We start from the raw sequence: 24,277 nt of genomic DNA on the forward strand, positions 1-24,277 counted from the left end.
TTTTTTTAAAGGTTCAAAGTTGTAAAGGTACAAAGGTTCAGAGGTTTTTATTGTAGAGACGCACTGCAGTGCATCTAACGTCAGTGAATCCGGAATTTTCTAATTAAATAAAAAATTTATTCTCCTAAACAAATATCATTATAAAATTCCACAATTTCTTCAATGTCTTCAAAAACCCATTTATCGACTTTTAATTTTTTAACGATGAAATCACAGTCAGCGAAAAATTTGGAAGTGTTTTTTCTCCACGCGTTTATAACACCGCAGTTTAAACAAGTTGGGTATTTGTCTTTTGTTTTTTTTACATAATAGTATTCTGAAACTTGTTGAGGAGCATAGTTTATCCCAGCAGGATTGAGGTTTGTACTAGTAATTGTGGGATATCCGTCATGAGGATTATAAATCTGATCAAGAAGATTATAATCGGAACCTAGTTTTTTATATAAAGTTGCTTCTCCTTTAGTAATAATTTCTACCAGTTTTGGTTTGTCTAATGAATTTAATTTTACGTATTCAAAAGTTCTGGCATCACCAAAATCGAGGAATGTAATTTTTTTAACGAATTCATCATCCCAAGTATCTGGTTTATCCTCCTGAGCCACTTTAAATTTTATTTTATTAAATTTTAAAGAAGCAAAACCTTCAATAGAATCTCCGTCTTTAAAATAAATTATCGCTTCTTGTGTTTGAGAGTAGGTTTTAAGGCAGATTACAAGTAGAATAAATAGGATTTTATAAAGTTTTTTCATTAGTGAGTTTTGATTTCATGAAAAATTTTATTGTAGAGGTGCAGTGCAGTGCGTCTCTACGTTAATATGGTAATCGAAATATGGTGAATTACTTAATTGGCAGGCTCAACTTAAAAATCTTAGTTTCTAAAAGTTCCGTATCATTATCCTCGCACAATAAAAACTCGATTTTATCATTTGATTTTTTATATAAAGTCAAGCCTTCAAATTTATTTGTGGACGTTATTTTTTGAGTAAAATCGATTTTCATGGTTTTAAGATCTATTCTTCCAATGAAGCTTCCGAGAATATCGCCGTCGTCGTAAGTTGATTTTGTGTCTTCGGCAGTTGAGAGAAAATAAATTTTGTCTTCGACCAAAATAGCATCGGTAAAACTAGAGCGAACGCCTTTTATTTTTGGCAGTTTATAATTGGTTGCCACCAAAGCAAATTCTTCACCCAGACTTTTAGCGTGAATCGTAAAAATGGTGTTTTTATTTGAAATTCCGTTGCCCCGATTGAATAAATACCAGTTTTCACCATCAAAAATAGCGCCTTCCAAATTAAAATCTTCCGGTTTTATAGCGCCGAAATTTTGCATTACAGCATATAAATCGACTAGATTGTTTTTTTGTAAAATTGTTTTGGTTTTCAAATCAAAAGCAATCATTTTGTTTCTGTTTTCGGTTGAACCGGAACCAAAAACATAAAGCGTATCATTATGATGCGTAACAGATTCAAAATCTGGTTTTATGTTTTTCGGAATATTTTGCGACGGATTATCAATTAATGGATGATGGCTTAATTGCTGATTCTGCATATTGTATTCGTATAAAAATCCGCTGTTATCGCCAATGATATACAATGAATCATTATTAAAAAATAATCCTGATGCCGAACCGATTCCGATAATTTGAAATAATATTTCTAAAGTGAATTTTTCCATGAATGTTGTTTTGAAAACTAAATGTAGCCTTAATAGTCCTGAAACTCCGGGAAAAACTATTGCAATGAATAGCAGTTCCGATAGCTATCGGAATTCGTAAAATTAGTATATTTATAATACAAAAAATAAAAACATATGAAATCTATAGATCCGAATGATTTTAAAGTTACAGATAAAATAAAATTATCCAAGATTCCAACCTTGTTAGATATAGAAGCTGATGATGAAGAGAAAGAAGAAAAAATGGACAAAGTGAGAGACAAATTAAGCGATTTGCAGGACGTAATGTATTCGCATAATAAATACAGCGTTTTAATTTGTTTGCAGGGAATGGATACATCCGGAAAAGATAGTTTGATTCGGGAAGTTTTTAAAGAATTTAATCCGCGTGGAGTAGTGGTGCATAGTTTTAAAACGCCCAATTCGACTGAGTTGGAGCACGATTATTTATGGCGCCATTATATCGCTTTGCCCGAAAAAGGAAAATTTGCGATTTTTAACCGCACGCATTATGAGAATGTTTTGGTTACGCGCGTGCATCCGGAATATATTTTGGCAGAGAATTTACCGGGAATAAATTCTGTGGATGATATTACGCCTAAATTTTGGAAAAAAGAATTGAACAAATCAATAATTTCGAAAGTCATATTGCCGAAAACGGAACGATTGTCATGAAATTTTTTCTGCATTTGAGCAAAGAAGAGCAGAGAGAACGATTGTTACGCCGTTTGGAAGAAGGAAAGCACAATTGGAAGTTTTCTCCAGGCGACCTGAAAGAACGCGAGCATTGGGACGAATACCAACAATATTATGAGGAAGCTATAAACAGAACTTCGACAGAGCACGCGCCTTGGTTTGTAGTTCCTGCCGATGATAAAGAAATGGCCCGCTATATTGTGGCCAAAATTATCTGGGAAGAAATGAAAAAATACACGGATATTAAAGAACCGGAATTAGACGACAAAATAAAAGCCAACTTTGAAATGTATAAGAAGGAATTATCGGGGAATAAATAATTAGATAATTTGTCAATTGAGATAATTAGATAATTCTTGTCTGGCTGAACTAGTCGAAACCCTTTCTAAATTTTTAAAATAAAACCCGACAGGTTTCAGAAACCTGTCGGGTTTTATTTTAAGAGCGATTTGCTATTCCATAAAATTATAATCCCGGCAGATTGTGAGGATCTGCCGGGATTATTACCAAAAACAAAAGAATAAAAATGAAAGTATTTTTTACAAATCAAATCCATACGCTAAACGAAGCGCTACCTGATTTGTTTTGAATTTATTGTAATCTTCGTAACGTACACTGATATCAATGTATTTGTTAGCATATCCAATTCCGGGTGCCCATAAAAAAGTAGTATCGTCATAACCATTTGTTACGGCAAAACCGGCACCAACTTCACCAAGAACATAAAATTGATCTTCCCATACAAAAGCTTTAAAACCAGCTTTTGCCGGAATAAATCCAAGATCATTTACATCAACTCCATTTTCATCTTTTCCCATAAATAAATTGGTGAAACCAGTAGTTAATGTAAGTGAAGTTCTTCTTGATAAATCATATTGTAAACGAACGTCACCACCAAGAGACCAATCGTAAGCATTATCAGTTGGCAAACCACCGTTTACCCCAAAACCTAATCTAAATCCCTGATCGTAATTTTTTACTTCACTGTCTTGAGCGAATGTTGTGTTGGTGTATAAAAAAGCAAAAGCAGCAAGGCATATAAATTGTAATTTTCTCATGACAATATTTTTTAATTATTAATAGTGTAAAATTAAACGCAAGGCATTTGGTGTTTGTTATATAATTTTTTGAATTTTTTATATAATCTCGTATTGAGCTATTAAATGCTTAATATTTGCTTATAATTTTAATAATACCTAAGAATTCAAAGCTTCTGATTATCTTTGCCGGGATTAACGACAGCAGCAATATTTGTGTATATTCGCTTTCATTACGTAACCAAAAAATTAATCCATAATTCATCTTCAAATAACTAAATTTGGAGATTAAAATATAAGTAACAGATTCTCACAGATTATTTTTGAAACACTTTAATCTGTTTGATCTGTGACAAAAAAATATAAACAAAAAAATAAATTAAATAAAAATGGAATTACCTAAATTTTTACTTGGAGATAATACTGATTTCCCGGATGATATTTTCATCATTCACCTTGATTACCCAAGGTTTATAATCAATTTAAAAGATGATGAGGTTGAATTTATGGAAGAAGCCGAAGATCTTGATGAAGCTGAATTGAATGCTGAAATGGAAGGACTAATTGTTTTGGCTAATGAGTTTTACGATAGAGAAATAAACCGTTACGAAGAATAGAGAATCTGTAAGTATCGGCCTGAGCCCAAAACATTTAAATCTTTTTGATGAAAAATTTACGTTTTTTAAAACCTGTTTTTAATTTTATAGCAATCGGATTGCTAATTACCACTTTAAGTAGAATCTTTTTATTTTTTCTTTTTAAAGATAGAGTTGTCGAAACGCCTAATTTCTGGTATATTTTTCCAATCGGTCTTCGAATGGATTTGATTTTACTTTGTTATTTGTCTTTTCTTCCCGCTGTACTAATTACATTTTTGCCTAATAAATGGCTTAAGTTTACGAATACTTTTTTGGTAATTTATAGTTTTTTATTCCTGTTTCTGATTTTGTTTGTAGAATTGGCGTCGCCGGATTTTGTAAAACAATACGATACACGTCCGAATAAAATTTTCTTAGATTATCTGATTTATCCTAAAGAAGTAGTTGGAATGCTTTTAAAAAGCTACCTGACTTCGATTATTGTGACTTTCCTGATTTTGGGAGTTGTGATTTATTTTGCTTTCAAAAAAGGAAAACAGCTTTTTCATTCTACAAGTGCTGAATATAAATTCAAACTGATGATTTTTCCATTAGTGGCTTTTTTATTGTTCTTTGGAGCACGTTCAAGTTTGGTTTCAAAACGTCCAATTAACGCCAGTAATGCTGTTTTTTCTACAGATCAATTGACAAATTGTTTGGGATTGAATTCATTTTATACTGTTGCTTTTGCTGCCTATTCGATTAAAAACGAAGGAAACACAAAAATGTATGGTAAAATGGACGAAGCCGAAGCAATCGCTCGTGTAAAAAAATACATGATAGCTGGAAAAGGTGATTTTAATGATGCTGATATTCCGTTTTTACATGTGCAGCAGCCGGATTCTCTGATGAAGAAACCATATAACTTAGTAATCTTTTTACAAGAAAGTTTAGGAGCTGAATATGTTGGAATTTTAGGCGGAAAACCATTAACACCGGAATTTGATAAATTATCCAAAGAAGGTTTGTTGTTTACTAACTTATATTGCACAGGAACCCGAAGCGTACGCGGAATTGAAGCGGTTGTAACCGGATTTTTGCCGTCACCGTCTGAAAGTGTTGTGAAGTTAGGGAACTCTCAACAAGGATTTTTCACGCTTGCAGATGCTTTAAAACAAAAAGGTTATGACACTAGTTTTATTTATGGTGGAATGGCAAATTTTGATAATATGGCTTCGTTTTTTAACGGAAATGGCTTTGAAGATATCGTAGATCAAACAGATTTTGAATCAGACGGAAATAAATATGCGTTTAAAGGAACCTGGGGTTATTCTGATGAAGATTTGGTAACAAAAGCAAATAATTATTTTAAAGCAAAAGGGAATAAGCCTTTCTTTTCTTTAATGTTTTCGACTTCAAATCACGAACCTTTTGAATATCCGGCAGGAAGAATTAAAACGTATGACAAAACGGCTGCGACAGTAAATAATGCAATGAAATACGCCGATTTTTCGATTGGTAAATTCTTCGAAATGGCAAAGAAAGAAGCTTATTTCAAAAACACGATTTTCATCGTAATTGCAGATCATAATACAAGAACCTACGGTAAAAATTTAGTACCAATAAACAAATTCCATATTCCGGCTTTAATTATGGGGCCAGGAGTTGCAAAAGGAGTTTCGTACAGCAAACTGGCAAGTCAAATTGATATTCCACCAACATTATTGGGTTATTTAGGAATTCCTTTTGAAACGCCAATGGTGGGAAGAAACCTAAATCAACTGGATCCAAAAACACAAGGAAGATCGATTATGCAGTTTAATGATATCAACGCATTTAGAGTTGAAAATCAGGTTGTAATTATGCAGCCAAATTTGAAACCTCTGCAATTCGAAATCAAAAATGATACAACCTTAATTCCTGTAAAATTAAATGAAGAATTAGCAAAAGATGCTTTGGCGCATGTTATTACAGCAGGTAATTTATATAAGGAGAATAAGTATAAGTTGAGAGGAACTAAATAGGTACAAAGGAACAAAGGTTCAAAGCGACAAAGGTTTTTACTCTGTCCCTTTGAACCTTTGCTACTTTGTGTCTTTATTAAAATACAATTTTAATAAACTCTGAGCAGCTGCAAAAGGTGAAATTTCATCGTTTTGCACTGCTTTTTTGTTTTGTTCTAATTGTGAAATGATTTCTGGCTGATTGTAGAAATTCTGTTTCAATTGTTCGTTTATGGTTTCCATCATCCAGAAATGATTCTGCTCTTTTCGTTTTTCCTGAAAAAAGCCTGTTTTATTTGTCATTTCAAAATAAGCAGAAATTGTGTTCCAAATCTCTGATATACCTTCTTTTGTAATTGCACTGCAAGTGGTAACTTTCGGCTGCCAGTTTGATTTTTTTGGAGGAAATAAATGCAAAGCCCTGTTGAATTCCAGTTTCGCCTGATTCGCTTTTTTGATATTATCGCCGTCAGCTTTGTTAATGACGATAGCATCTGCCATTTCCATAATACCGCGTTTAATACCCTGAAGTTCATCTCCGGCACCTGAAATCTTTAATAATAGAAAAAAGTCTACCATACTGTGTACAGCAGTTTCACTTTGCCCAACACCAACGGTTTCTATAATGATCGTATCAAAACCTGCAGCTTCGCATAAAATAATTGATTCACGGGTTTTTCTGGCTACGCCGCCCAAAGTATCTCCGGAAGCACTTGGTCTGATAAAAGCATTTTCATCTTTCACGAGTTCTTCCATTCGGGTTTTATCACCCAGAATACTTCCGTGCGAAAGCGAACTGCTTGGATCAACGGCCAAAACAGCAACTTTTTTACCAAGCTGTGTCAGGAAAGTTCCAAAAGCTTCGATAAAAGTACTTTTTCCAACGCCTGGAACACCTGTAATTCCTATTCTGATCGATTTATTGGCATATGGCAAACATCCTTTAATAACTTCATTTGCTTTTTCAGCATGTTCGGGATTGGTACTTTCTACTAAAGTTATGGCACGGCTTAAAGAAGTTCTGTTTCCGTTAAGAATTCCATTAATCAATTCATCTGAAGAAGGTTGCTTTTTCCTGTTTTTCTGAATTTGATTTATAGCAGAAATACTGGTAATTTCTGGGGGCGAAATTCCGGCTTTTTCTTGTAAACTGCTCGATTGTTTATTTGGACTTGACAAAATACTTTTTTTGGTATTGTAAAAGTACAGAAAACAAAAACAGTTTCAAAAAACTATAATTGCTTTTGAAACTGTTGAGGTTTTGCCACGAATTCACGAATTATTTTAAATCTGTTAGTATATAGAATACAGTTTAAATTATGCGCAATCATTCGTGAATTCGTGGCTAAAAGAAATTAATAACCCGCTGTAAAACGTACTTGATGATGTTTTGGAGTTTCTGTTTCGTCAGCAATAACAACTGCTAAATCTTCTACAGAAAGAATACTTCTTTGCTCATCATTAAAAACCGGATTTTCTAAACCTAAACGGTATTTTCCTGTTCTTCCGGTTGTAGTTCCCGCGTGCATTTCAAAAGCCGGACTAAAAAATGCCCAGTCTAAATCTTTTTCTTTTTTAATGATATTCAAATAATCTCTTGCGGCGCTTGCTCCCGGATAGATTTCTTTAGGAAAATCAGGAGTATCAACTGCTTGTAAATCTGGTGCAACAAATAAACTTCCGGCACCACCGATCGTGATAAAACGTTTTACACCAGATTTTTTTGCAGCTTCCTGAATTGCTTTAGAGCCTGCCAGAAAATCATCATAAATATTAGGATTGGTCCAACCTGGATTGTAAGCGTTTATAATAACGTCATGTCCCTTTAAAACATCTGCCAATGCCTCAACATTAAAAATGTCTGTAGCAATCCATGTTGCGTTTGATGTTTCTTTCGGGTTTCTTGCAATAGCAGTAATGTTGTGATTTCTGTTTGCCAATTCGTTTAAAATAGCTGAGCCAACAAATCCTGTTGCTCCAATAATTGCGATTTTCATAATATATAATTTAATAGTAATAAAAAATGTTACAGTTTTATGCAAAAAAATAGTTTTAGAACTGATTCGAAAAATCTTCCAAAGAAATTCCTTCAAGTTGTAAACTAACTTTTTGATTCATATTTGCATATAAAGCAGATAGATTTTGATTGATTTTTTTCCAACAGGACAATCCGGATTGGGCTGATTTTTGGCATAACCTAAATTAATGGTTTCAAAAGTCATTTCGAAAATCTCTTTTAAGGTGATTTTACCTGGATCAACAGACAATTTTGTTCCGCCATTTTTACCTTCTTTACTTTCTACAACGTTGTGTGATTTTAAGTTGGCAATTTCTTTTCTAACCAAAACAGGATTCAAATTAATGCTTCCCGCAATAAACTCCGATGATAAATAATCATTTGGGAATTTAGTGAGCAAAGTAAGAATGTGAATCGTTATGGCAAATTTACCTGAAAGCATACTGTAATAAAATATGTTACAAATGTAAGTTGTTTTATGAAATAAAAAAAAGTTTTAACTAAAATTTAATTTAAATAGAAGCTAAGATGAAACGGGAAGTTGTGCATATCATTTGTTTAAACAATGTGCATTCCTTTGATTGACTATTTGATTTTTGATTGATTTCTGATCGAAAAATAATAAACCCAAAGTATAAAAAGAAGTTGCAGCGGTATTCTAAACCATAGATACGAAATGCCTTTGCCGCGATAATCGGCGGTTTGTAAATTTATATTGTGACATGCAGCATAGATGTTTGCAGGAAGCAACATTATAAAAAATACTATAAGTAGTTTGCCTGTAAGTGATGTTGTTTTTGGTATTAGAAGTCCTGCCGCCGCTACTAGTTCTATGATTCCAGTAATATATACAATTGTGATAGGCGAAGGTAAAAAAGAGATCATCATTGCCATTCCCTTGGCAAACGCAAAATGACCAATTGCCGTAAATACAAGCATGGCAGCCATAGCAATTCTGCCAGCCTGTGAAATTTCAAATCTTTTAGTTGTTAATTTTATAATAAGTAACGCACTTGCAAAAACTCCGAATAAAATAATTAAGGTTTCCATATCTTTTTTATGCAAAGTTGCATCCTAAAGAAACCTAAAACAATGAACCTGGGTTAATAAATGCGTTTTTTTATTCTGCTCAAAGCTTGTGGAGTAATGCCAATATAAGAAGCAAGGTATTTTTGAGGAATTTTTTGAATCAATTGTGGTTGTTCTGTAAATAAATTGCGATACCGTTGCTCAGCAGAATCGTTAAGGAGCGAAAGTTCCCGCTTCGATTTTTTTAGAAATAATCCTTCGCTTGCAAGACGCCCAAGAGTATTACCAATTTTTGTTTTGGCATAAATATCCTGAAGATCACTATATGATATGCGCCAAAGTATGGTGTCAGCAAGAGTTTCAATGGTATAATTTACCGGTTGTCTTGTAATAAACGAATCATATCCACTTGCAAATTCTCCATCAAACACAAACGTAAAAGTGAGATCATTATCTTCACCCGGAATATAATACCGAACTAATCCTTTCTCTATAAACGAAAGATAATTTTCGACATGCCCCGTTTCAAGTATAGGCGTTTTCTTTGAAAATTCCTGACGTATTAGCTTTGACGAAAAAGTATTCCAGTCCTCATCTGAAAGTTTTGCCATTCGCTCAAAATTATCTCGTATTCGCTGCATTGATTTTTTAAATTACAGATTAAAAGTAATAAAAACTTTATGAAGCGGTATAATTTGTTTTATACATCAGCTTATAAATGCCTATTTTTGTGGATACTTAACGATATGAACAACTTTATTATAATATTTTTCTTTTTGTTTCTAGGATTGCTTTTGAAAAATATAAAGCAATTTCCAACGCATATTTATAAGAGTATTAATAAAATTGTCATTTATTTATGTCTGCCGGCAATCACTTTATATCATATTCCGAAAATAAAATGGAGCAATGAGTTATTGTTTCCAATAGGAGCGGGCTGGATTAGTTTTTTACTGGCTTTTGTTTTTTTTCATTTCTTAGGAAAAAGATTAGGCTGGTCAAATAAATTGATTGGCTGTTTAATTCTGACTGCAGGATTAAGCAATTCATCTTTTCTTGGATATCCAATTGTTGAAGCTTTATTTGGGAAAAAAGGTTTAGAAACAGCTGTTTTGGTAGATCAGCCAGGAACTTTTGTTGTTGTTTCCACTTTAGGTGTTTTCGTTGCCGCTTTTTATTCTAAGGGAAGTCCCGATGCTTTGAGTATTTTTAAGAAAATCATCTTTTTTCCACCGTTTATTACATTTGTTGTCGCTTGTTTGATGAATGTTTTTGAGTACGATTTAGAACTTAATCTTCAATCTCTTTTATTGAAATTGGGAAGTTTAGTTACGCCATTAGCTTTATTTTCAGTTGGATTGCAATTGAGTTTTGATCGAAAAAGTCAGCACTGGCAATTTTTGCGACTAGGACTTTTTTTCGGCTAATTGTCACTCCGTTTATCATTTTGATTTTATACGTTTTTGTTTTTAATCAGCATTCTGAAGCTATAAAAATCACCATTATTGAAATTGCAATGGCACCGATGATAACAGGTGCAATTTTGGCTTCGACTTATGGTTTAAAGCCAAAATTGAGCAGTATGATGATTGGTTTCGGAATTCCAGTTTCGTTTGTAACCCTTGCTATATGGTACTTTGTCGTTAGTTTTATTTAGCTTAGAATAGTAATTAGATAGAAAAGATAGAATTTTAACTTTTTTTTCGGAATTGAATGTTTTCCTTGTTCTTTTTTTGACTAATTTTAGATGAACTAAAAAAATACAATTATGTCAACATTAAGATTAGGCGATATAGCTCCGGATTTTTCTGCAGAAACTACAGAAGGACCAATTCATTTTCACGAATGGTTAGGAGATTCATGGGGAGTTTTATTTTCGCATCCTTCAGATTTTACACCGGTTTGTACAACTGAATTAGGAACAGTTGCTAATTACCTTCCTGAATTTACTAAAAGAAATACAAAAGTTATTGCTTTAAGCGTTGATGGTTTAGAGTCACACAAAGAGTGGATAAAAGACATCAATGAAACTCAAAATACAACAGTAAATTTTCCGATAATTGCTGATGAGGATAAAAAAATAGCCACTTTATACGATATGCTCCATCCAAATGCAAGTGACAAATTTACAGTACGTTCTGTATTTGTTATTGGTGCCGATAAAAAAATAAAATTGACGCTTACGTACCCAGCTTCGACAGGAAGAAATTTTGATGAATTGCTTCGTGTTATCGATAGTTTGCAATTAACAGCAAATTACAGCGTTGCAACACCTGCAAATTGGAAAGATGGTGAAGATGTTGTAATTACGCCAGCAGTTCCGGATAGTGATATTCCTGCAAAATTTCCAAAAGGGCATACTTCAATAAAACCTTATTTGAGAATGACACCGCAACCGAATAAATAATTTTTTAGGTTATAAGATGCTAAGGCTCTAAGTTTCTAAGGTTAAATTCTTAGCAACTTAGAGCCTTAGTACTTTAGCAACTTTACTAAGCTTTCTTCATCAACTCATTCATTCTTTTTTTATCACCAACAACCCAGATAATATCGTTTTGTTCTAAAACCAAATGCGATTCTGGATTTAATATTCTGTTTCCGTTTCGTTCTATTCCAACAACCATTCCGTTAGTTTTTGTTCTGAATTGTCCGATACTTTTTTGAATAAATTCTTCGTCAGCAACTTCTAACTGGCGTAATACAATTTGAGATTCCTCTACAGATTTGGCCGTTTCGGTTTCATTCTGATTCAGGTATTTTGTAAACTCCGTAACCTGTGCATCAGTACCAATTACACAAATTTCATCACCTGGAAACAATCGCTCGGTTTTGGTCGGAATAGGGATTGTTACTTCTCCACGTCTTATGTAGGCAATATTAATTCCGAGTTGTTCACGAATACGTAATTCCTGTAATGTTTTACCAGCCAGATTCGACTCTTTTCCAATTTCAAAAATAGACATGTGACCATCCCAAGGCATTAAATTAGCATAACGTCTGTCAATTTTTTTGTTTTCACGATCATTGAAATTCTTTAAAAAGTGATTTTCAATTTTATGATATTGTTCGTTGAGTTTTTTCGGGAATATTTGATAAGCTACAATAGCTATGATTAAGGCAACAAAAGCAACTAAAGGAGAGAAGAAAATATTTAATAAAAATCCAATAAAAAATAATCCTAAACTCATTCGGATTAAAATCATCATTAAAAGAGCTCCGCGATATTTACGTTCTTCCCAAAGTAATTCTACTTCCTCTACAGCAACGCGTCGTAATGAAAGTGCCCATAAAAAAGGAGCAATTATAACTAATGTAATAAGTGCAGCCAATGTATTTCCAAATCTTGTATCTGCGACTAATGGAGCAACAAATTTTGATGACAATAGAATAATGGCAGCAATAATAATCGTATTTAAAACAATTTGTATAATATAAGTATTAAGTACTTTTTGCCAGGTACTAACTGATTTTATAGCTTGTGCATTAAGACTGTAACGATTAATGTTTTTAACCCATTTTTTAGGTAATTTTTCCTCTAAATATTGTGAAAAAGGATCTGAATATTTAATTAAGAAAGGTGTCGTAAAAGTTGTAATGGCTGACACGGCAACAATTATCGGATATAAGAAATCACTTGTTACTTTTAGGCTCATTCCTAAAGTCGCAATAATAAACGAGAATTCCCCAATTTGCGCCAAACTCATTCCCGTCTGAACAGATTGTCTAAGAGGCTGACCGGATAATAAAGCTCCGGTTGCAGAACTGAATGCTTTTCCAAAAATCGTTACCAATGTAATAATAGCAACAGGGAGTGCATACGTAACCAATGTTTCGGGATTAATTAACATACCCACCGATACGAAGAAAACAGCACCAAATAAGTCTTTTACGGGCTGAATCAAATGTTCGATTTTTTCAGCCTGAGTTGTTTCGGCAATAATAGATCCCATTATAAAGGCGCCCAAAGCTGGAGAAAAACCAACATTTGCAGCGAACATAACCATCATCAAACAAAGCGCTAATGAAATAATTAGCAACATTTCATCTGTCAAAAGATGCTTTGCTTTTTTCAAAATTGTGGGAATAATAAAAATTCCTCCCAAAAACCAAATGATTAAAAAGAAAACTAATTTTAAAACAGATTGTAATAATGCAGCGCCTGAAACCTGATCGCTTACGGCAACCGTTGCCAGTAAAACCATCATCAAAATGGCAACTATATCTTCAACAATTAAGGCTCCAAAAACAATTCCAACGAACTTTTTTCCTTTTACGCCAAGTTCATCAAAAGCACGAATAATAATTGTGGTTGAGGAAATTGAAAGTGTTGCACCCAGAAAAATACTGTCCATTTTTCCCCAGCCCATCCATTGGCCAATAAAATATCCAATGACGACCATGAATAAAATTTGAGTAATGGCTGTTATGGAGGATGTTCCGCCCACTTTCATCAGCTTTTTAAAACTAAATTCGAGTCCCAAACTAAAAAGCAAAAATATAACCCCAATTTCAGCCCAGACTTCAACACTTTTCATGTCTGTAACCGACGGAAAAAAATCAAAATGGTTACCGGCTAAAAATCCGGCAATTAAATATCCTAATACTAAAGGCTGTTTCATTTTTTTAAATAACAATACAGCAATTCCGGCGGTCATCAGGATCAATCCCAAGTCGCTAATCAAAGGTTCTAAGTGGTGTGAAGTTTCTGCGGCGGCATTTAAGGCAATCATAAAAACGGTGTTTTAGTTCGGAGCTTCCTCCAGTTTGATTATGAGCTTTTACTAAAAAGCTTACATTTTAATCTGGTCTGGCTTCCCGAGGTAAATAAAAAAAGCTATCTCGATAAAGATAGCTTTTTTTAGCAAAATATTTTGTGTTTTATCTAAATTCCTGTGAAATTGCTAGGTGTTATCTGCATTAATTCTTCCTTAATTGCATCAGAAACCTCTAAAGTCGCAATAAAATTGTGAATTGCTTTTTTGTCAATAGCTTCATTGGTTCTCGTTAAACCTTTTAAGGCTTCGTATGGATTTGGATATGCTTCACGACGTAAAATAGTCTGAATTGCTTCTGCTACAACTGCCCAGTTTTTTTCTAAATCTTCAGCAAATTTCCCTTCGTTTAAAAGTAATTTATTTAAACCTTTAAGAGATGCTTCAAAAGCAATGATGGTATGTCCCATCGGAACGCCGATATTACGTAAAACAGTACTATCGGTTAAATCACGCTGTAATCTTGAAATTGGTAATTTAGCAGCCAAATGTTCAAAAATAGCATTTGCAATTCCTAAGTTTCCTTCAGAGTTTTCAAAATCAATTGGGTTTACTTTATGTGGCATTGCAGATGATCCAATTTCGCCTGCTTTGATTTTTTGTTTAAAATAATCCATTGAAACATACGTCCAGATATCACGGTCTAAATCGATAATGATATTGTTGATTCTTTTTAAAGCATCAAAAAATGCAGCAAAATGATCGTAATGTTCTATTTGAGTAGTTGGAAAAGAATGGTGTAAACCAAGTTCATCCTGAACAAATTTACTACCAAATTGTTTCCAGTCAATTTGCGGATAAGCAACATGATGTGCATTGTAGTTTCCTGTTGCACCACCAAATTTAGCTGCGAACGGAATATTAAATAACAAACGCATTTGCTCTTCAAGACGCTCTACAAAAACCAAAAGTTCTTTACCCAAACGAGTAGGAGAGGCCGGTTGTCCGTGCGTACGAGCTAACATTGGAATATCTTTCCATTCAACGCTTAATTCTTTCAATTTAGAAATTAAAGCAATTAAAGATGGCATATAAACCTGCTCAAACGCTTCTTTTGTAGAAAGCGGAATTGCGGTATTGTTAATATCCTGAGAAGTTAATCCGAAGTGAATGAACTCTTTATATTGAGATAAACCTAATTTTTCAAAAGCATCTTTAATGAAATACTCTACTGCTTTCACATCATGGTTGGTAACTTTTTCAGTTTCCTTAATCCAAAGTGCATCTTCAGTAGAGAATTTTTTGTAGATGTCTCTTAAACTGTCAAATAAACTTGGATTCACACCAGAAAGCTGTGGTAATGGTACTTCGCACAAGGCAATAAAGTATTCAATTTCAACCAATACACGGTATTTGATTAAAGCTTCTTCTGAGAAAAAAGGTGCTAATGAAAGGGTTTTGCTTCTATATCTTCCGTCAATTGGCGATATAGCATTCAATTCGTTTAAAGTAGTCATTGTTATGTTGTTTGTTCGAAAGTTGCAAATATAAGGTATTGTTAAAACTTCTGAAAATTACCGAAGCGTTATTATATATGAACTTTAAAATTAAATGATTGTTTTGAAAATTTTATCCCAAATTGTAAAATAGAAACCAAAATTATGAGCTTCATTTTTATGATGATTCGAATGAAATTTGGTTGTCGATATCCATTTTGTGATGTTACTATTATACCAAAATTCAGGAAAAATATCTGTTTTTAAATGACCAAATATACCGTAAGCCAAGTTTAAAATCAGGTAAATAATGATGCTGATATAATTGAAATCCAATATTGTAATCGAAAATAACCAGATGCATCCAAAACCCAAAGTTTCTATCGGATGAAGTACATACAGGCTGTAAACACTCGTTTCGACATGTGTATGATGAAGCTTATGAATAGGGCTGAACCATTTTAAATAGTGCGCCAGAAAATGAAAGCAAAACATGAAAAAATCCATTACTACAATCAATATTAAAGTGTCGAATAATATGGAGAAAAGAGATGGCGAAAAATCTATTTTGATAATTTCATATTGATACAATTCAAATCCTAAAAGGGTTATTAATGTGTTGCAAAACAAAGTAGCAATAATCCATTTGCGGTCTTTTTTACTCAATTTGGTGTTTTCGAATTCGATGATTTTAGCCAAAATGACAGAAAGATAAATGAGAACTAAATTTTCAATTAAAAAGAAAATAAACAAACTCAGCAAATTGTAATGCGATAATTGTTGTAACCAACTTTGGAAGATCATATTTTCTTTTCTATTTCAAATAATTTCTCTCTTAAAATTGCAACGCCTTCAGATGCCGGTTTAGCAATAACTTCGACTTTGTTTTGAATATTTGGAATCGAAATTGGTTTTGGGTCAATATAAAAAACCGGCGTAATGCTATACGTATATGAAATTAATCCAGCTGCCGGATAAACTTGTAATGAAGTTCCAATAACGGCAAAATAATCTGCGGTTTCTGTAATTGTGATCGCTTCTTCGAGTGCAGGAACTTCTTCGCCAAACCATACAATATGCGGACGCAATTGATGCCCGTTTTCGTCAAAATCGCCTGTATATAAATCGTCTGTCCAATCGAGAATTAAATCACGATTTTTTGTACTTCTTACTTTTAATAATTCTCCATGCAAATGCAACACTTTTGTGCTTCCGGCGCGCTCGTGCAAATCATCTACATTTTGCGTAATAATATGAACATCAAAATCTTGTTCTAATTCGGCTAAAATTTGATGCCCTAAATTCGGCTGAACTTCCTTAAGCTGCTGACGTCTTTTATTATAAAAATCCAAAACCAATTCCTGGTTTTTATGCCAGCCTTCCGGCGTTGCCACTTCCATAACATCATGACCTTCCCACAAACCATCGCTGTCACGAAAAGTTTTTATTCCGCTTTCGGCACTAATTCCTGCTCCGGTTAAAACAACAAGTTTCTTTTTCATTTTATTTAATTAAAAGATAAAAATAATGATTTAGCCAAACAATAAAAGGGTATTTATACTTATTGTTTCATTCTTACAAATTATTTAATTTTAAGGTTAAAAAAATCAAAGAAAATTCGCCATGATTTTAATACAATTTACAGGATTATCAGGTTCAGGAAAAACGACATTGGCGCAAAATGTTCGTGGCTTGTTAATTGAAAATGGTTATAAAGCCGAAATTGTTGACGGTGATGTTTACAGAGAAACGATTTGCAAAGATTTAGGATTTTCTAAAGATGACAGATGTGAAAATGTCAGGCGCCTTTTTAATGTAGGACAAAATTTTATTAAAACAGATACGATTGTTTTAATGTCAGTAATAAATCCATACGAAAACCTGAGAAATGAATTGAGAACGCATGAATTTGTCAGAACTGTATTTTTGGATTGTTCTATAAATAATTTAATCGAAAGAGATCCGAAAGGGCTGTATAAAAAAGCTTTATTGCCAGATCATGATCGTAATAAGATAAACAACTTTACAGGAATAAGCGATGTTTTTGAAATTCCTTCAAGTGCCGATTTAATATTAAAAACCGATTTTGAAACGGTTCCTTTTTCGACAAATAAACTCTATAATTTTATAATTGACAACATAGCTGGTTTGGCCTAATCTAATTTAAAATCATATGAATCCGTCTTCTAATAAACTCCCAATTTCTTTTTCGATTGATAAATTACAAAAAGAACTCGCTATATGCGAAAATGATTTATGGACGCCACATTTTAACACCAATCGTTACGAAGGAAATTGGACAAGCGTTTCTTTAAGATCGCAATCTGGTTTGGTAAACGATATTACTTCTTTTGCAAATACGGAACATAAAAACACTAATCTGCTGGATCGCTGTCATTATTTTAAAGAAATTATGGATTGGTTTCAATGCGAAAAAGAAGCCGTTCGATTATTGAGATTAGGACCAGGAAGCGAAATAAAAGAACATGTAGACAATGATACTTCTTATGAAGATGGTTTTTTTAGAATTCACATTCCAATTATAACAAATGAAGAAGTGTTTTTTTATGTGGATAAAAAACGGGTTCCGATGAAAATGGGCGAGTGCTGGTATGCCAATTTTCAGCTTCCGCATAGCGTCGAAAATAAAAGTACAGAACCGCGCATTCATCTTACACTTGATTGTATCAGAAACGATTGGTCTGATAAATTATTTGCAGAAATGGGTTTTGATCTCCATTTCTCTCCAGAAACTACTTCATATTCTGATGGAGTAAAACAGCAAATTATTGATGAACTTTCCCGAAATCCATCAGAAGTTAACGCTAAAATTATTGCTGATTTATTAGCAGAATAAAATATAGAATGGAAAATATAAATCACCCTCTTTTAAATTGGATTCCATATAAGTTGGTAGAAAAAGACAACGAAATTTATTTTGAATGGATTTATCTGGCCGATATAAAATATGTAGAACCTTTTTTTGATGAAACAATAGCAAAATGCCGAAGTCATGCTTATAATTCAAAGCCGTTTAAAGTAATTACAACTGCAGAAAATCTCCTGAATTGGTCTGCTGCATTAATTTCTGTCGAACTAAAATCGCTTGTATTTCATGTATCACGATGCGGTTCTACAATGTTGAGTCAGTCTTTGGCAACTTCTTCTGAAAATATCATGATCTCAGAAGCGCCCATTATCGATGAAATTTTAAGAAGTGATAAATTTGATCTGGATAAAAAAGCGTCTCTTTTAAAAGCTGTAATAGCATTATTAGGACAAAAAGATTTCCGGAACAAAAGAATTTAATTATAAAACTAGATGCCTGGCATATTTTTAATGCCGATTATTTGCGATCCATTTTTTCTGACATACCTTTTGCATTGCTTTACAGAAATCCGGTAGAGGTTTTAAAGTCGCATCAAAAACTGACGGGAATGCACATGGTTCCGAATTTATTGTCTTTTCAGGTTTTTGGAATTTCCGAAGAAGAAATGAACGAAATTAGTTTTCATCAATATGGAGCTTTGGTTTTAGAGAAATATTTTCAGGGATTTCTCGACTTTTCCCAAACAGATCAAAATGTAATTAAACTGAATTATAATGAAGGAATGAAAAATGTCGTTGAGAAATTTACCTCCTTTATTAATGTTGATTATGCTAATAATGAACTTGATAAAATGTATGAAAGATTAGAGAAGCATTCAAAAAATGAAAACACTGTTTTTAAAGGTGATTCTTTTAAGGAAGAAGAATTACAAGTTGATTTTACAGAAGTTAATCTTTTGCATGAAAAGCTCAATAATAGTTTTATTGAATTATAATGTGTTTTTTCCGTCACTTTTTATAGTATTTTTATTCCATGAAAAAGTTGATTGTATTACTAGTCTTTTTTTTGAATACCGTTTTATTTGCACAATCAAAAATTAATAGAATTCATTCCTTTAGTTATAATGATAATATGGAAAAAATTGAATTTTTAAAAAACGATAGTTATACAGTAGATTATCATAAATACTTAAATTTTCCTGTTGAGTTTTCTATTTACAATCCCAAACCTGGTTTTACTCCGACTAAAATGGAATCGCATAGATATTATTCATTTACCAATACTAATAGACTTCTAAAAAGAGAATTGAGTAATATAAAACCAGAGCCCATTTATCCGGAACAACAAAAAAATAAAACAGTGAGAGATGCTATTTTTGAAGGTATAATAGATGGGATTTTTAGTAAAAAATAGAAATAAAGCAATTCAAATACTTCTTTTAAAATGTATTTTTGCTTTAAATAAGATTTAAAATGATTGATTTAGATTACCTCGTTTTTCTTGAAAATATATTAACAGACAATCGTAAGGAAAAATTCTTAAAAGTACTTGGAGACCGCACCAAACATTTTACAATTGTTGTAGAAGATGTTTTTCAAATGCACAACACAAGTGCCGTTATGCGCAGTTGTGAGGTTTTTGGAATTCAGGAACTCAATGTGATCGAGCAGCGTTACGGAAAAAAAATCGACAAAGAAATTGCAATGGGTGCTCAAAAATGGGTTGACATCAATCAGTTTGATTCGGTAACCAATTGTATTTTGACTTTAAAAAATCAGGGTTATCAAATTATAGCGACAACTCCGCATGAAAATGACTGTTTACTGGAGGATTTCGATATTACAAAACCAAGTGCGTTGTTTTTTGGAACAGAAAGAGATGGTTTATCAGAAGAAATTTTAGAAAAAGCAGATGGTTTTCTTAAAATACCAATGGTTGGTTTTACAGAGAGTCTGAATATTTCGGTTTCGGCAGCAATAATAATTCAAAACCTGACAAACAGATTGCGTAATTCAGATATCAATTGGCAATTATCAGAAAATGAAATTCTGGAAAAACGTTTGGCCTGGGCGAAAAATTCGATTAAAGATATTAAACGAATTGAAGCGCGTTATTTCGAAGAAAACCCAAGATAATCGTTGTCAGGTTGAGCGGAGTCGAAACCCTTATGAATTCAAAAGAATTTCGACTCCGCTCGATTTGACAATATTTTTACTTTTTCAGGAATAAAATAAAACCAAGAATACTAACAATCAAAATGGTTAAAGCGGCTAAAACCATTGTTAGATCGCGAATATTTTTCCCGGCCCAATCCATAAATAAAAATTTGTGGAGAATAGCAAACGAATAACCTTCAACCATATCAGAACTTTCAATTTTAGCAGCCAGTCTTGAAGTGGCGGTTTCTATAAAATAAGTTGTTTTTTCGGGAGTATCATATGCCAATTTTACAACTGGTAATCTTTTGTTGACAAAACCGTATTCTCGACTTTCAAAATCAGTTAAAACTTTTGATTCTAATAATTTTGCATTTTCCAATGACGTTTCAGGTTCGTCTGAACTTTTTATCATTTCACAGCATGCTGCTTTTGGAGCGCCATCTGTAAAATAATAAGCCAAAAACTCAGCGTATTCCAGATCCATATTGGGCGTACTTTTATTTGTAGTAGCATTAATATAAACTACTTCAGATTTTTTATCGCCTTTTTTGTTCCATTTTGAATTTGAATCTCCTTTTGGCTTTTTAAACCTTTCTTTTTCTAATAATTGACAACGGAAATATGTTGTGTCGTTTAAAGTAATAATACTTGCGTTTTGAAAACGATTCCAATCTAAATTTAAAATATTATTTGCAACAGAGATTTCTTTGGTTTTAAAAGTGGGCTCGTAAATCATTTGCGATAAAGTATACGGCGTCCATTTTGTTGTGGCATGATATGCACCGCTAAAAGCAAATGTCAAAGTAAAAAGTGAAACCCAGATCCCAATTTGGCGATGGTATTTTCTAAGCCCTTTTTTAGGTTGCAAGCTATCCGTTTTTTTGAATTGTTTCCATAATAAACCATAAATTAAGATGCCGCTCAGGGCAGAAAATCCAATGATGGATAATAAAAAAATCATCGTAATAATTCTAATACTATTGTTTGTAATAGCATCTATAAACGACCAGTTATGAAAAGTATCAAAAAACCAAATAAACCATTGTCTTGAAGTTGGATTATAAGTTGCCAGTTTACCCGAAGAAGTTTCTACATAAACCTCCATCGTGTCAGGACGATCAAAAGTCATTTTGTAAACTGGTAAATAGCGGTTTACATATTTATATTGCGAAGTGAATTCGGTAACAACTTCACTTTTTGTTATGGTACTTTTTTGATCATCTAAAAAATATCTTGAGAGCCATTCGGCATATTTTTGATCTCCATTGTCTAGTTTTTCAGATGTTGAGGTATCAAAATACCATAACTCGCCAATTATAGTTTTAAGCTGATAATACGTTTTATTGTTGAAGGTGACGATTCTGAAATTTTTGAATTGTGTTAGCTCATTTTTCTGTAAAACTTCCTGAATTGAAAAATGCAATTGATTTTTATCAATAATTTGTTGTTCAAGTTTGTCATGGGCAATTTCAGGTTTGAAAAAATGTGCCATAAACGGATGCATCAAACCAGATAATGTCCAGAAGATTACAGGAATAATTGTAATCAACCCAATTGTACGATGCCATTTGTACATATGTTGTTTGATTTTCTTGACAATCTTAGTCCCGATAGTCTTCGGGATCTTTTTAGACTTTTTCTCTTTTATTTCTTTGCTCATATTCGCGTTCTTATGGTTGTCTAATGTTTTTTTTGCCACTGATTTCACTGATTAAAAGGATTTTTTTACCATTAAGAAATTAAGAAAACTTAAGTTTTGCTTAATGAAACTTAATATCTTAATGGTTCAATTTTTTAAACTTATTTTAATCTTTAAAATCTGTGGCTAAGTATTATTTTTTTAATGAAAAATTATACTGAATTCCAAACACAAAAGTTCTTGGTGCTGCAGCTGTATATGTTGGTTGTGCATTTGTGGTATTTGCTCTTGAAACATTATAAGCATATAATTTATCGGTTAAGTTTAATACATTTCCGTAAACTTCTATTCCCTTCCATTGATAGCCAACTCTTGCATTAAACAAATTGTATCCGCCATATTTTATAGTGTTGATTTGATCCTGAAAATAGCTTCCTACAAGTTGCCATTCTACAGAAGTTCTTAAATTCGGAAGCCAGTTTGGGTAATAACTTAATTCTGAATTTCCAGACCATTTTGGTGCTGCCGGCATTTCCTTTCCGTTTAAATCCTGAACCGGATCTGATGGTTTGTCAGAAAGTTTAAAATCAATATAAGTATGTTGAGCATAAGTTCCGCCCAGGCGAAAATTGAATTGTTTTGAAGGACGATAAGAGACTCCAAACTCAATTCCTTTATGACGGGTTTCTCCAGCCGAGCGATAATCAGTTGAATTATCAGCAAGTTTGATGTTTAACAGCTCGTTTTTTCCTTCCATATAATAGAAAGCATAATCAAAATTTAATTTATTTTGAAGAAAAGAAAACCATCCGCCAGCTTCATAATTGTTGAAAGTTGCCGGTTCCAGATTATAATAGAAATCAGCAGGAACACCAGTTGTTCCGCCAGTTCCGGGTTTTGTTCTAAAAATAGAGGTAATTCCGGGAGGGGCAAAACCTTGTGAATAATTGCCATAAAAACCGGCAAATTCAAATGGATTATAATTTGCACCGGCTTTAAAAGTCATTTTGTCGTAAACTTTGCTTCCTGTAGAATTATCTAATGCATTTTCATAATTCACTTTCATATTGTCATAACGACCGCCAACAGTGATAACTAATTTCTCTATTGGATTAATACTTACTTGTGCATAACCGGCCGTGTTGAAGATATCGGCTGTATAATCTGCTAATTTAGAATCAGGACGTTCTGCAATAATTTCATAAGAATCCACAGTTTGCTTTCCTGTTTCCCCAGGATTTAAATTCGCTTTCAAATCAATTACATAAGACCAATAGGTAACAGGTGAATAGTCATATAAGGCTCCTGCAACAATTTTAGTATTCAAGAAATCAAATTTTTGAGTATGCTGTCCTATTGCTCCATAACTTTTAAAATTATTAGAATTAACTTCTCCTTTTGCAGTGGTAGGATTTACAGTCGGGCTCCATTTAATGCCATATGAAGGATTTTGACCTAATTTATTGTCACGCAAATAGGCTGTAATGTAACTGCTTGAATTACTATTCCAGTCGTGTTCTAATGTCAATCGTGTTCTTAACGCATCAGATTTTCTATAAGTAAAATCGGTTGTACTTTTATAAGTTCTGTTATTAAAAGCATCTTCGTTTACGCTTCCGCTCATGTCAGAATAATATTTTCCATACATAGTATTGCTGATTAATCGGGTAGAAGAAGAGATGTTATAATCGATTCTCGCATTCAGATTATCTTTGTTGTAATCAGAATACGTCATCCAGCCATTTTCTTGCAGACTTGAAATTCCGGCAATATGAAAACCAACTTTTCCAATTGTTGCACCACCGGCAGCCTGAAATCTATGGTAGCCATAATTATCAGCCTGAACTCCAAATTTGAATTCTGGATCTACAGGTGGTTTTAGTGAAATTAAATTAATCGTTCCGCCAACTGCTTCAGGGCCATATAAAGAAGAAACCGGACCTTTTACCACTTCAATACTTTGTAAGTTATATTGATTTATTTCTAATAATGCGTTATGATTAAAAATTCCCATTGGGCGAATTGGCAAGCCATCTTCCAGATATAAATAATACGCATTTGTTGTCATTGGCTGACGAATCGACATCATGTGCTGTTCGTTTCCTAAATTGACCATTAAAACTCCGGGTGTTTTGTTTATAATCTCGTAAACAGCTGTTGCTTTGGTTTCGTTGATTGTTTTTGCCGTTATTTTACTAATGGCAACAGGAGTTTCTTTGCGTAAAGTAGCTGTACGATTGGCTGTTATAAAAACGTTTTCCAATTCTTGAGATTTTGTAGTGTCTTGCTTTACTTCATTTTGTGCAAGAACACATTGCCCTATGATTAATAGGGTAAAGTATATTTTTTTCATTTTAAATTATATAAATTTTAAAAGTAACATGTGTTTTTCCTGACTTTAAGACAA

25 protein-coding genes and 1 pseudogene are annotated in these 24,277 nt (G+C 33.0%); 12 read left to right on the plus strand and 14 right to left on the minus strand.

What is annotated here, in order from left to right; genetic code table 11:
- Positions 1 to 116 precede the first annotated feature (116 nt).
- Together ACZZZT_RS08505 and ACZZZT_RS08510 are read right to left on the minus strand one after the other, a co-directional pair.
- Positions 117 to 749 (minus strand): hypothetical protein, encoded by a 633-nt coding sequence (locus tag ACZZZT_RS08505; protein WP_463460038.1) that lies wholly within the window; start codon positions 747 to 749, stop codon positions 117 to 119.
- Between the two features lie 88 nt (positions 750 to 837).
- On the minus strand, positions 838 to 1,674 hold the full coding sequence (locus tag ACZZZT_RS08510) for a DUF6929 family protein (protein ID WP_463460039.1): 837 nt from the start codon (positions 1,672 to 1,674) through the stop codon (positions 838 to 840).
- A 135-nt stretch (positions 1,675 to 1,809) separates the two neighbouring features.
- Between ACZZZT_RS08510 and ACZZZT_RS08515 the strand changes: the two are divergent.
- Positions 1,810 to 2,690: pseudogene (locus tag ACZZZT_RS08515) on the plus strand (PPK2 family polyphosphate kinase).
- 219 nt (positions 2,691 to 2,909) lie between these two features.
- Here ACZZZT_RS08515 and ACZZZT_RS08520 read toward each other — a convergent pair.
- A complete protein-coding gene (locus ACZZZT_RS08520) occupies positions 2,910 to 3,428 on the minus strand; it encodes a hypothetical protein (RefSeq protein ID WP_042565167.1) in 519 nt (172 codons plus the stop codon).
- A 368-nt stretch (positions 3,429 to 3,796) separates the two neighbouring features.
- Between ACZZZT_RS08520 and ACZZZT_RS08525 the strand changes: the two genes are divergently transcribed.
- Both ACZZZT_RS08525 and ACZZZT_RS08530 read left to right on the plus strand, forming a co-directional pair.
- Positions 3,797 to 4,024 carry a hypothetical protein gene (locus ACZZZT_RS08525; RefSeq protein ID WP_017495128.1) on the plus strand — a complete coding sequence of 76 codons (228 nt, stop codon included), beginning with the start codon at positions 3,797 to 3,799 and terminating at the stop codon, positions 4,022 to 4,024.
- A 47-nt stretch (positions 4,025 to 4,071) separates the two neighbouring features.
- Positions 4,072 to 6,009 (plus strand): LTA synthase family protein, encoded by a 1,938-nt coding sequence (locus tag ACZZZT_RS08530; RefSeq protein ID WP_463460040.1) that lies wholly within the window; start codon positions 4,072 to 4,074, stop codon positions 6,007 to 6,009.
- 60 nt (positions 6,010 to 6,069) lie between these two features.
- Here the strand turns inward: ACZZZT_RS08530 and meaB are convergent, their stop codons facing one another.
- From meaB to ACZZZT_RS08555, 5 genes are all read right to left on the minus strand, one after another.
- Positions 6,070 to 7,167, minus strand: a complete 1,098-nt coding sequence (meaB, locus tag ACZZZT_RS08535; protein ID WP_463460041.1) for a methylmalonyl Co-A mutase-associated GTPase MeaB — start codon at positions 7,165 to 7,167, stop codon at positions 6,070 to 6,072.
- A gap of 176 nt (positions 7,168 to 7,343) precedes the next feature.
- Entirely contained in the window at positions 7,344 to 7,985 is a 642-nt protein-coding gene (locus tag ACZZZT_RS08540) for an NAD(P)-dependent oxidoreductase (protein WP_463460042.1), read from the minus strand.
- Between the two features lie 117 nt (positions 7,986 to 8,102).
- Entirely contained in the window at positions 8,103 to 8,447 is a 345-nt protein-coding gene (locus ACZZZT_RS08545) for an Rrf2 family transcriptional regulator (protein WP_463460043.1), read from the minus strand.
- Positions 8,448 to 8,590: 143 nt separating this feature from the next.
- Positions 8,591 to 9,055 carry a DoxX family protein gene (locus ACZZZT_RS08550; RefSeq protein ID WP_463460044.1) on the minus strand — a complete coding sequence of 155 codons (465 nt, stop codon included), beginning with the start codon at positions 9,053 to 9,055 and terminating at the stop codon, positions 8,591 to 8,593.
- A 53-nt stretch (positions 9,056 to 9,108) separates the two neighbouring features.
- Positions 9,109 to 9,675 carry a Crp/Fnr family transcriptional regulator gene (locus tag ACZZZT_RS08555; protein ID WP_463460045.1) on the minus strand — a complete coding sequence of 189 codons (567 nt, stop codon included), beginning with the start codon at positions 9,673 to 9,675 and terminating at the stop codon, positions 9,109 to 9,111.
- 105 nt (positions 9,676 to 9,780) lie between these two features.
- Between ACZZZT_RS08555 and ACZZZT_RS08560 the strand changes: the two genes are divergently transcribed.
- The 3 genes from ACZZZT_RS08560 to ACZZZT_RS08570 all read left to right on the plus strand — a co-directional run bounded on the left by ACZZZT_RS08560 (position 9,781) and on the right by ACZZZT_RS08570 (position 11,441).
- Positions 9,781 to 10,461, plus strand: coding sequence for an AEC family transporter (locus tag ACZZZT_RS08560; protein ID WP_463460046.1), 681 nt, complete (start codon positions 9,781 to 9,783; stop codon positions 10,459 to 10,461).
- 20 nt (positions 10,462 to 10,481) lie between these two features.
- On the plus strand, positions 10,482 to 10,691 hold the full coding sequence (locus tag ACZZZT_RS08565) for an AEC family transporter (RefSeq protein ID WP_463460047.1): 210 nt from the start codon (positions 10,482 to 10,484) through the stop codon (positions 10,689 to 10,691).
- 111 nt (positions 10,692 to 10,802) lie between these two features.
- Positions 10,803 to 11,441, plus strand: coding sequence for a peroxiredoxin (locus ACZZZT_RS08570; RefSeq protein WP_463460048.1), 639 nt, complete (start codon positions 10,803 to 10,805; stop codon positions 11,439 to 11,441).
- Between the two features lie 85 nt (positions 11,442 to 11,526).
- Here the strand turns inward: ACZZZT_RS08570 and ACZZZT_RS08575 are convergent, their stop codons facing one another.
- The 4 genes from ACZZZT_RS08575 to ACZZZT_RS08590 form a co-directional block, all read right to left on the minus strand.
- A complete protein-coding gene (locus ACZZZT_RS08575) occupies positions 11,527 to 13,764 on the minus strand; it encodes a cation:proton antiporter domain-containing protein (RefSeq protein WP_042565175.1) in 2,238 nt (745 codons plus the stop codon).
- 152 nt (positions 13,765 to 13,916) lie between these two features.
- Positions 13,917 to 15,263 carry an adenylosuccinate lyase gene (gene purB / locus ACZZZT_RS08580; protein WP_463460049.1) on the minus strand — a complete coding sequence of 449 codons (1,347 nt, stop codon included), beginning with the start codon at positions 15,261 to 15,263 and terminating at the stop codon, positions 13,917 to 13,919.
- A 90-nt stretch (positions 15,264 to 15,353) separates the two neighbouring features.
- A complete protein-coding gene (locus ACZZZT_RS08585; RefSeq protein ID WP_463460050.1) occupies positions 15,354 to 16,046 on the minus strand; it encodes a sterol desaturase family protein in 693 nt (230 codons plus the stop codon).
- Positions 16,043 to 16,744, minus strand: a complete 702-nt coding sequence (locus ACZZZT_RS08590) for an SIR2 family NAD-dependent protein deacylase (RefSeq protein WP_463460051.1) — start codon at positions 16,742 to 16,744, stop codon at positions 16,043 to 16,045. The genes ACZZZT_RS08585 and ACZZZT_RS08590 overlap by 4 nt, the downstream gene beginning before the upstream one ends.
- A gap of 121 nt (positions 16,745 to 16,865) precedes the next feature.
- On the opposite strand from ACZZZT_RS08590, the gene cysC reads away from it, so the two are divergent.
- The 6 genes from cysC (at position 16,866) to ACZZZT_RS08620 (ending at position 20,207) form a co-directional block, all read left to right on the plus strand.
- Positions 16,866 to 17,399, plus strand: a complete 534-nt coding sequence (gene cysC / locus ACZZZT_RS08595; protein ID WP_302097261.1) for an adenylyl-sulfate kinase — start codon at positions 16,866 to 16,868, stop codon at positions 17,397 to 17,399.
- Between the two features lie 16 nt (positions 17,400 to 17,415).
- The gene (locus ACZZZT_RS08600; RefSeq protein WP_463460052.1) at positions 17,416 to 18,099 is read left to right on the plus strand and encodes an aspartyl/asparaginyl beta-hydroxylase domain-containing protein; all 684 of its coding nucleotides are present in this window, start codon (positions 17,416 to 17,418) and stop codon (positions 18,097 to 18,099) included.
- A gap of 8 nt (positions 18,100 to 18,107) precedes the next feature.
- Positions 18,108 to 18,551, plus strand: coding sequence for a hypothetical protein (locus ACZZZT_RS08605; protein ID WP_463460053.1), 444 nt, complete (start codon positions 18,108 to 18,110; stop codon positions 18,549 to 18,551).
- A gap of 41 nt (positions 18,552 to 18,592) precedes the next feature.
- Entirely contained in the window at positions 18,593 to 19,066 is a 474-nt protein-coding gene (locus ACZZZT_RS08610; RefSeq protein ID WP_463460054.1) for a hypothetical protein, read from the plus strand.
- Between the two features lie 137 nt (positions 19,067 to 19,203).
- Positions 19,204 to 19,485, plus strand: coding sequence for a hypothetical protein (locus ACZZZT_RS08615; RefSeq protein ID WP_463460055.1), 282 nt, complete (start codon positions 19,204 to 19,206; stop codon positions 19,483 to 19,485).
- 59 nt (positions 19,486 to 19,544) lie between these two features.
- Positions 19,545 to 20,207, plus strand: a complete 663-nt coding sequence (locus ACZZZT_RS08620) for a TrmH family RNA methyltransferase (RefSeq protein ID WP_463460056.1) — start codon at positions 19,545 to 19,547, stop codon at positions 20,205 to 20,207.
- Between the two features lie 76 nt (positions 20,208 to 20,283).
- Here the strand turns inward: ACZZZT_RS08620 and ACZZZT_RS08625 are convergent, their stop codons facing one another.
- Together ACZZZT_RS08625 and ACZZZT_RS08630 are read right to left on the minus strand one after the other, a co-directional pair.
- Positions 20,284 to 21,891: a PepSY domain-containing protein gene (locus ACZZZT_RS08625; protein ID WP_463460057.1), complete on the minus strand. Its 1,608-nt coding sequence runs from the start codon at positions 21,889 to 21,891 to the stop codon at positions 20,284 to 20,286.
- Between the two features lie 172 nt (positions 21,892 to 22,063).
- Entirely contained in the window at positions 22,064 to 24,223 is a 2,160-nt protein-coding gene (locus ACZZZT_RS08630; RefSeq protein WP_463460058.1) for a TonB-dependent receptor, read from the minus strand.
- Positions 24,224 to 24,277: the final 54 nt, after the last annotated feature.

It is taken from the genome of Flavobacterium sp. AC274, assembly GCF_979258275.1.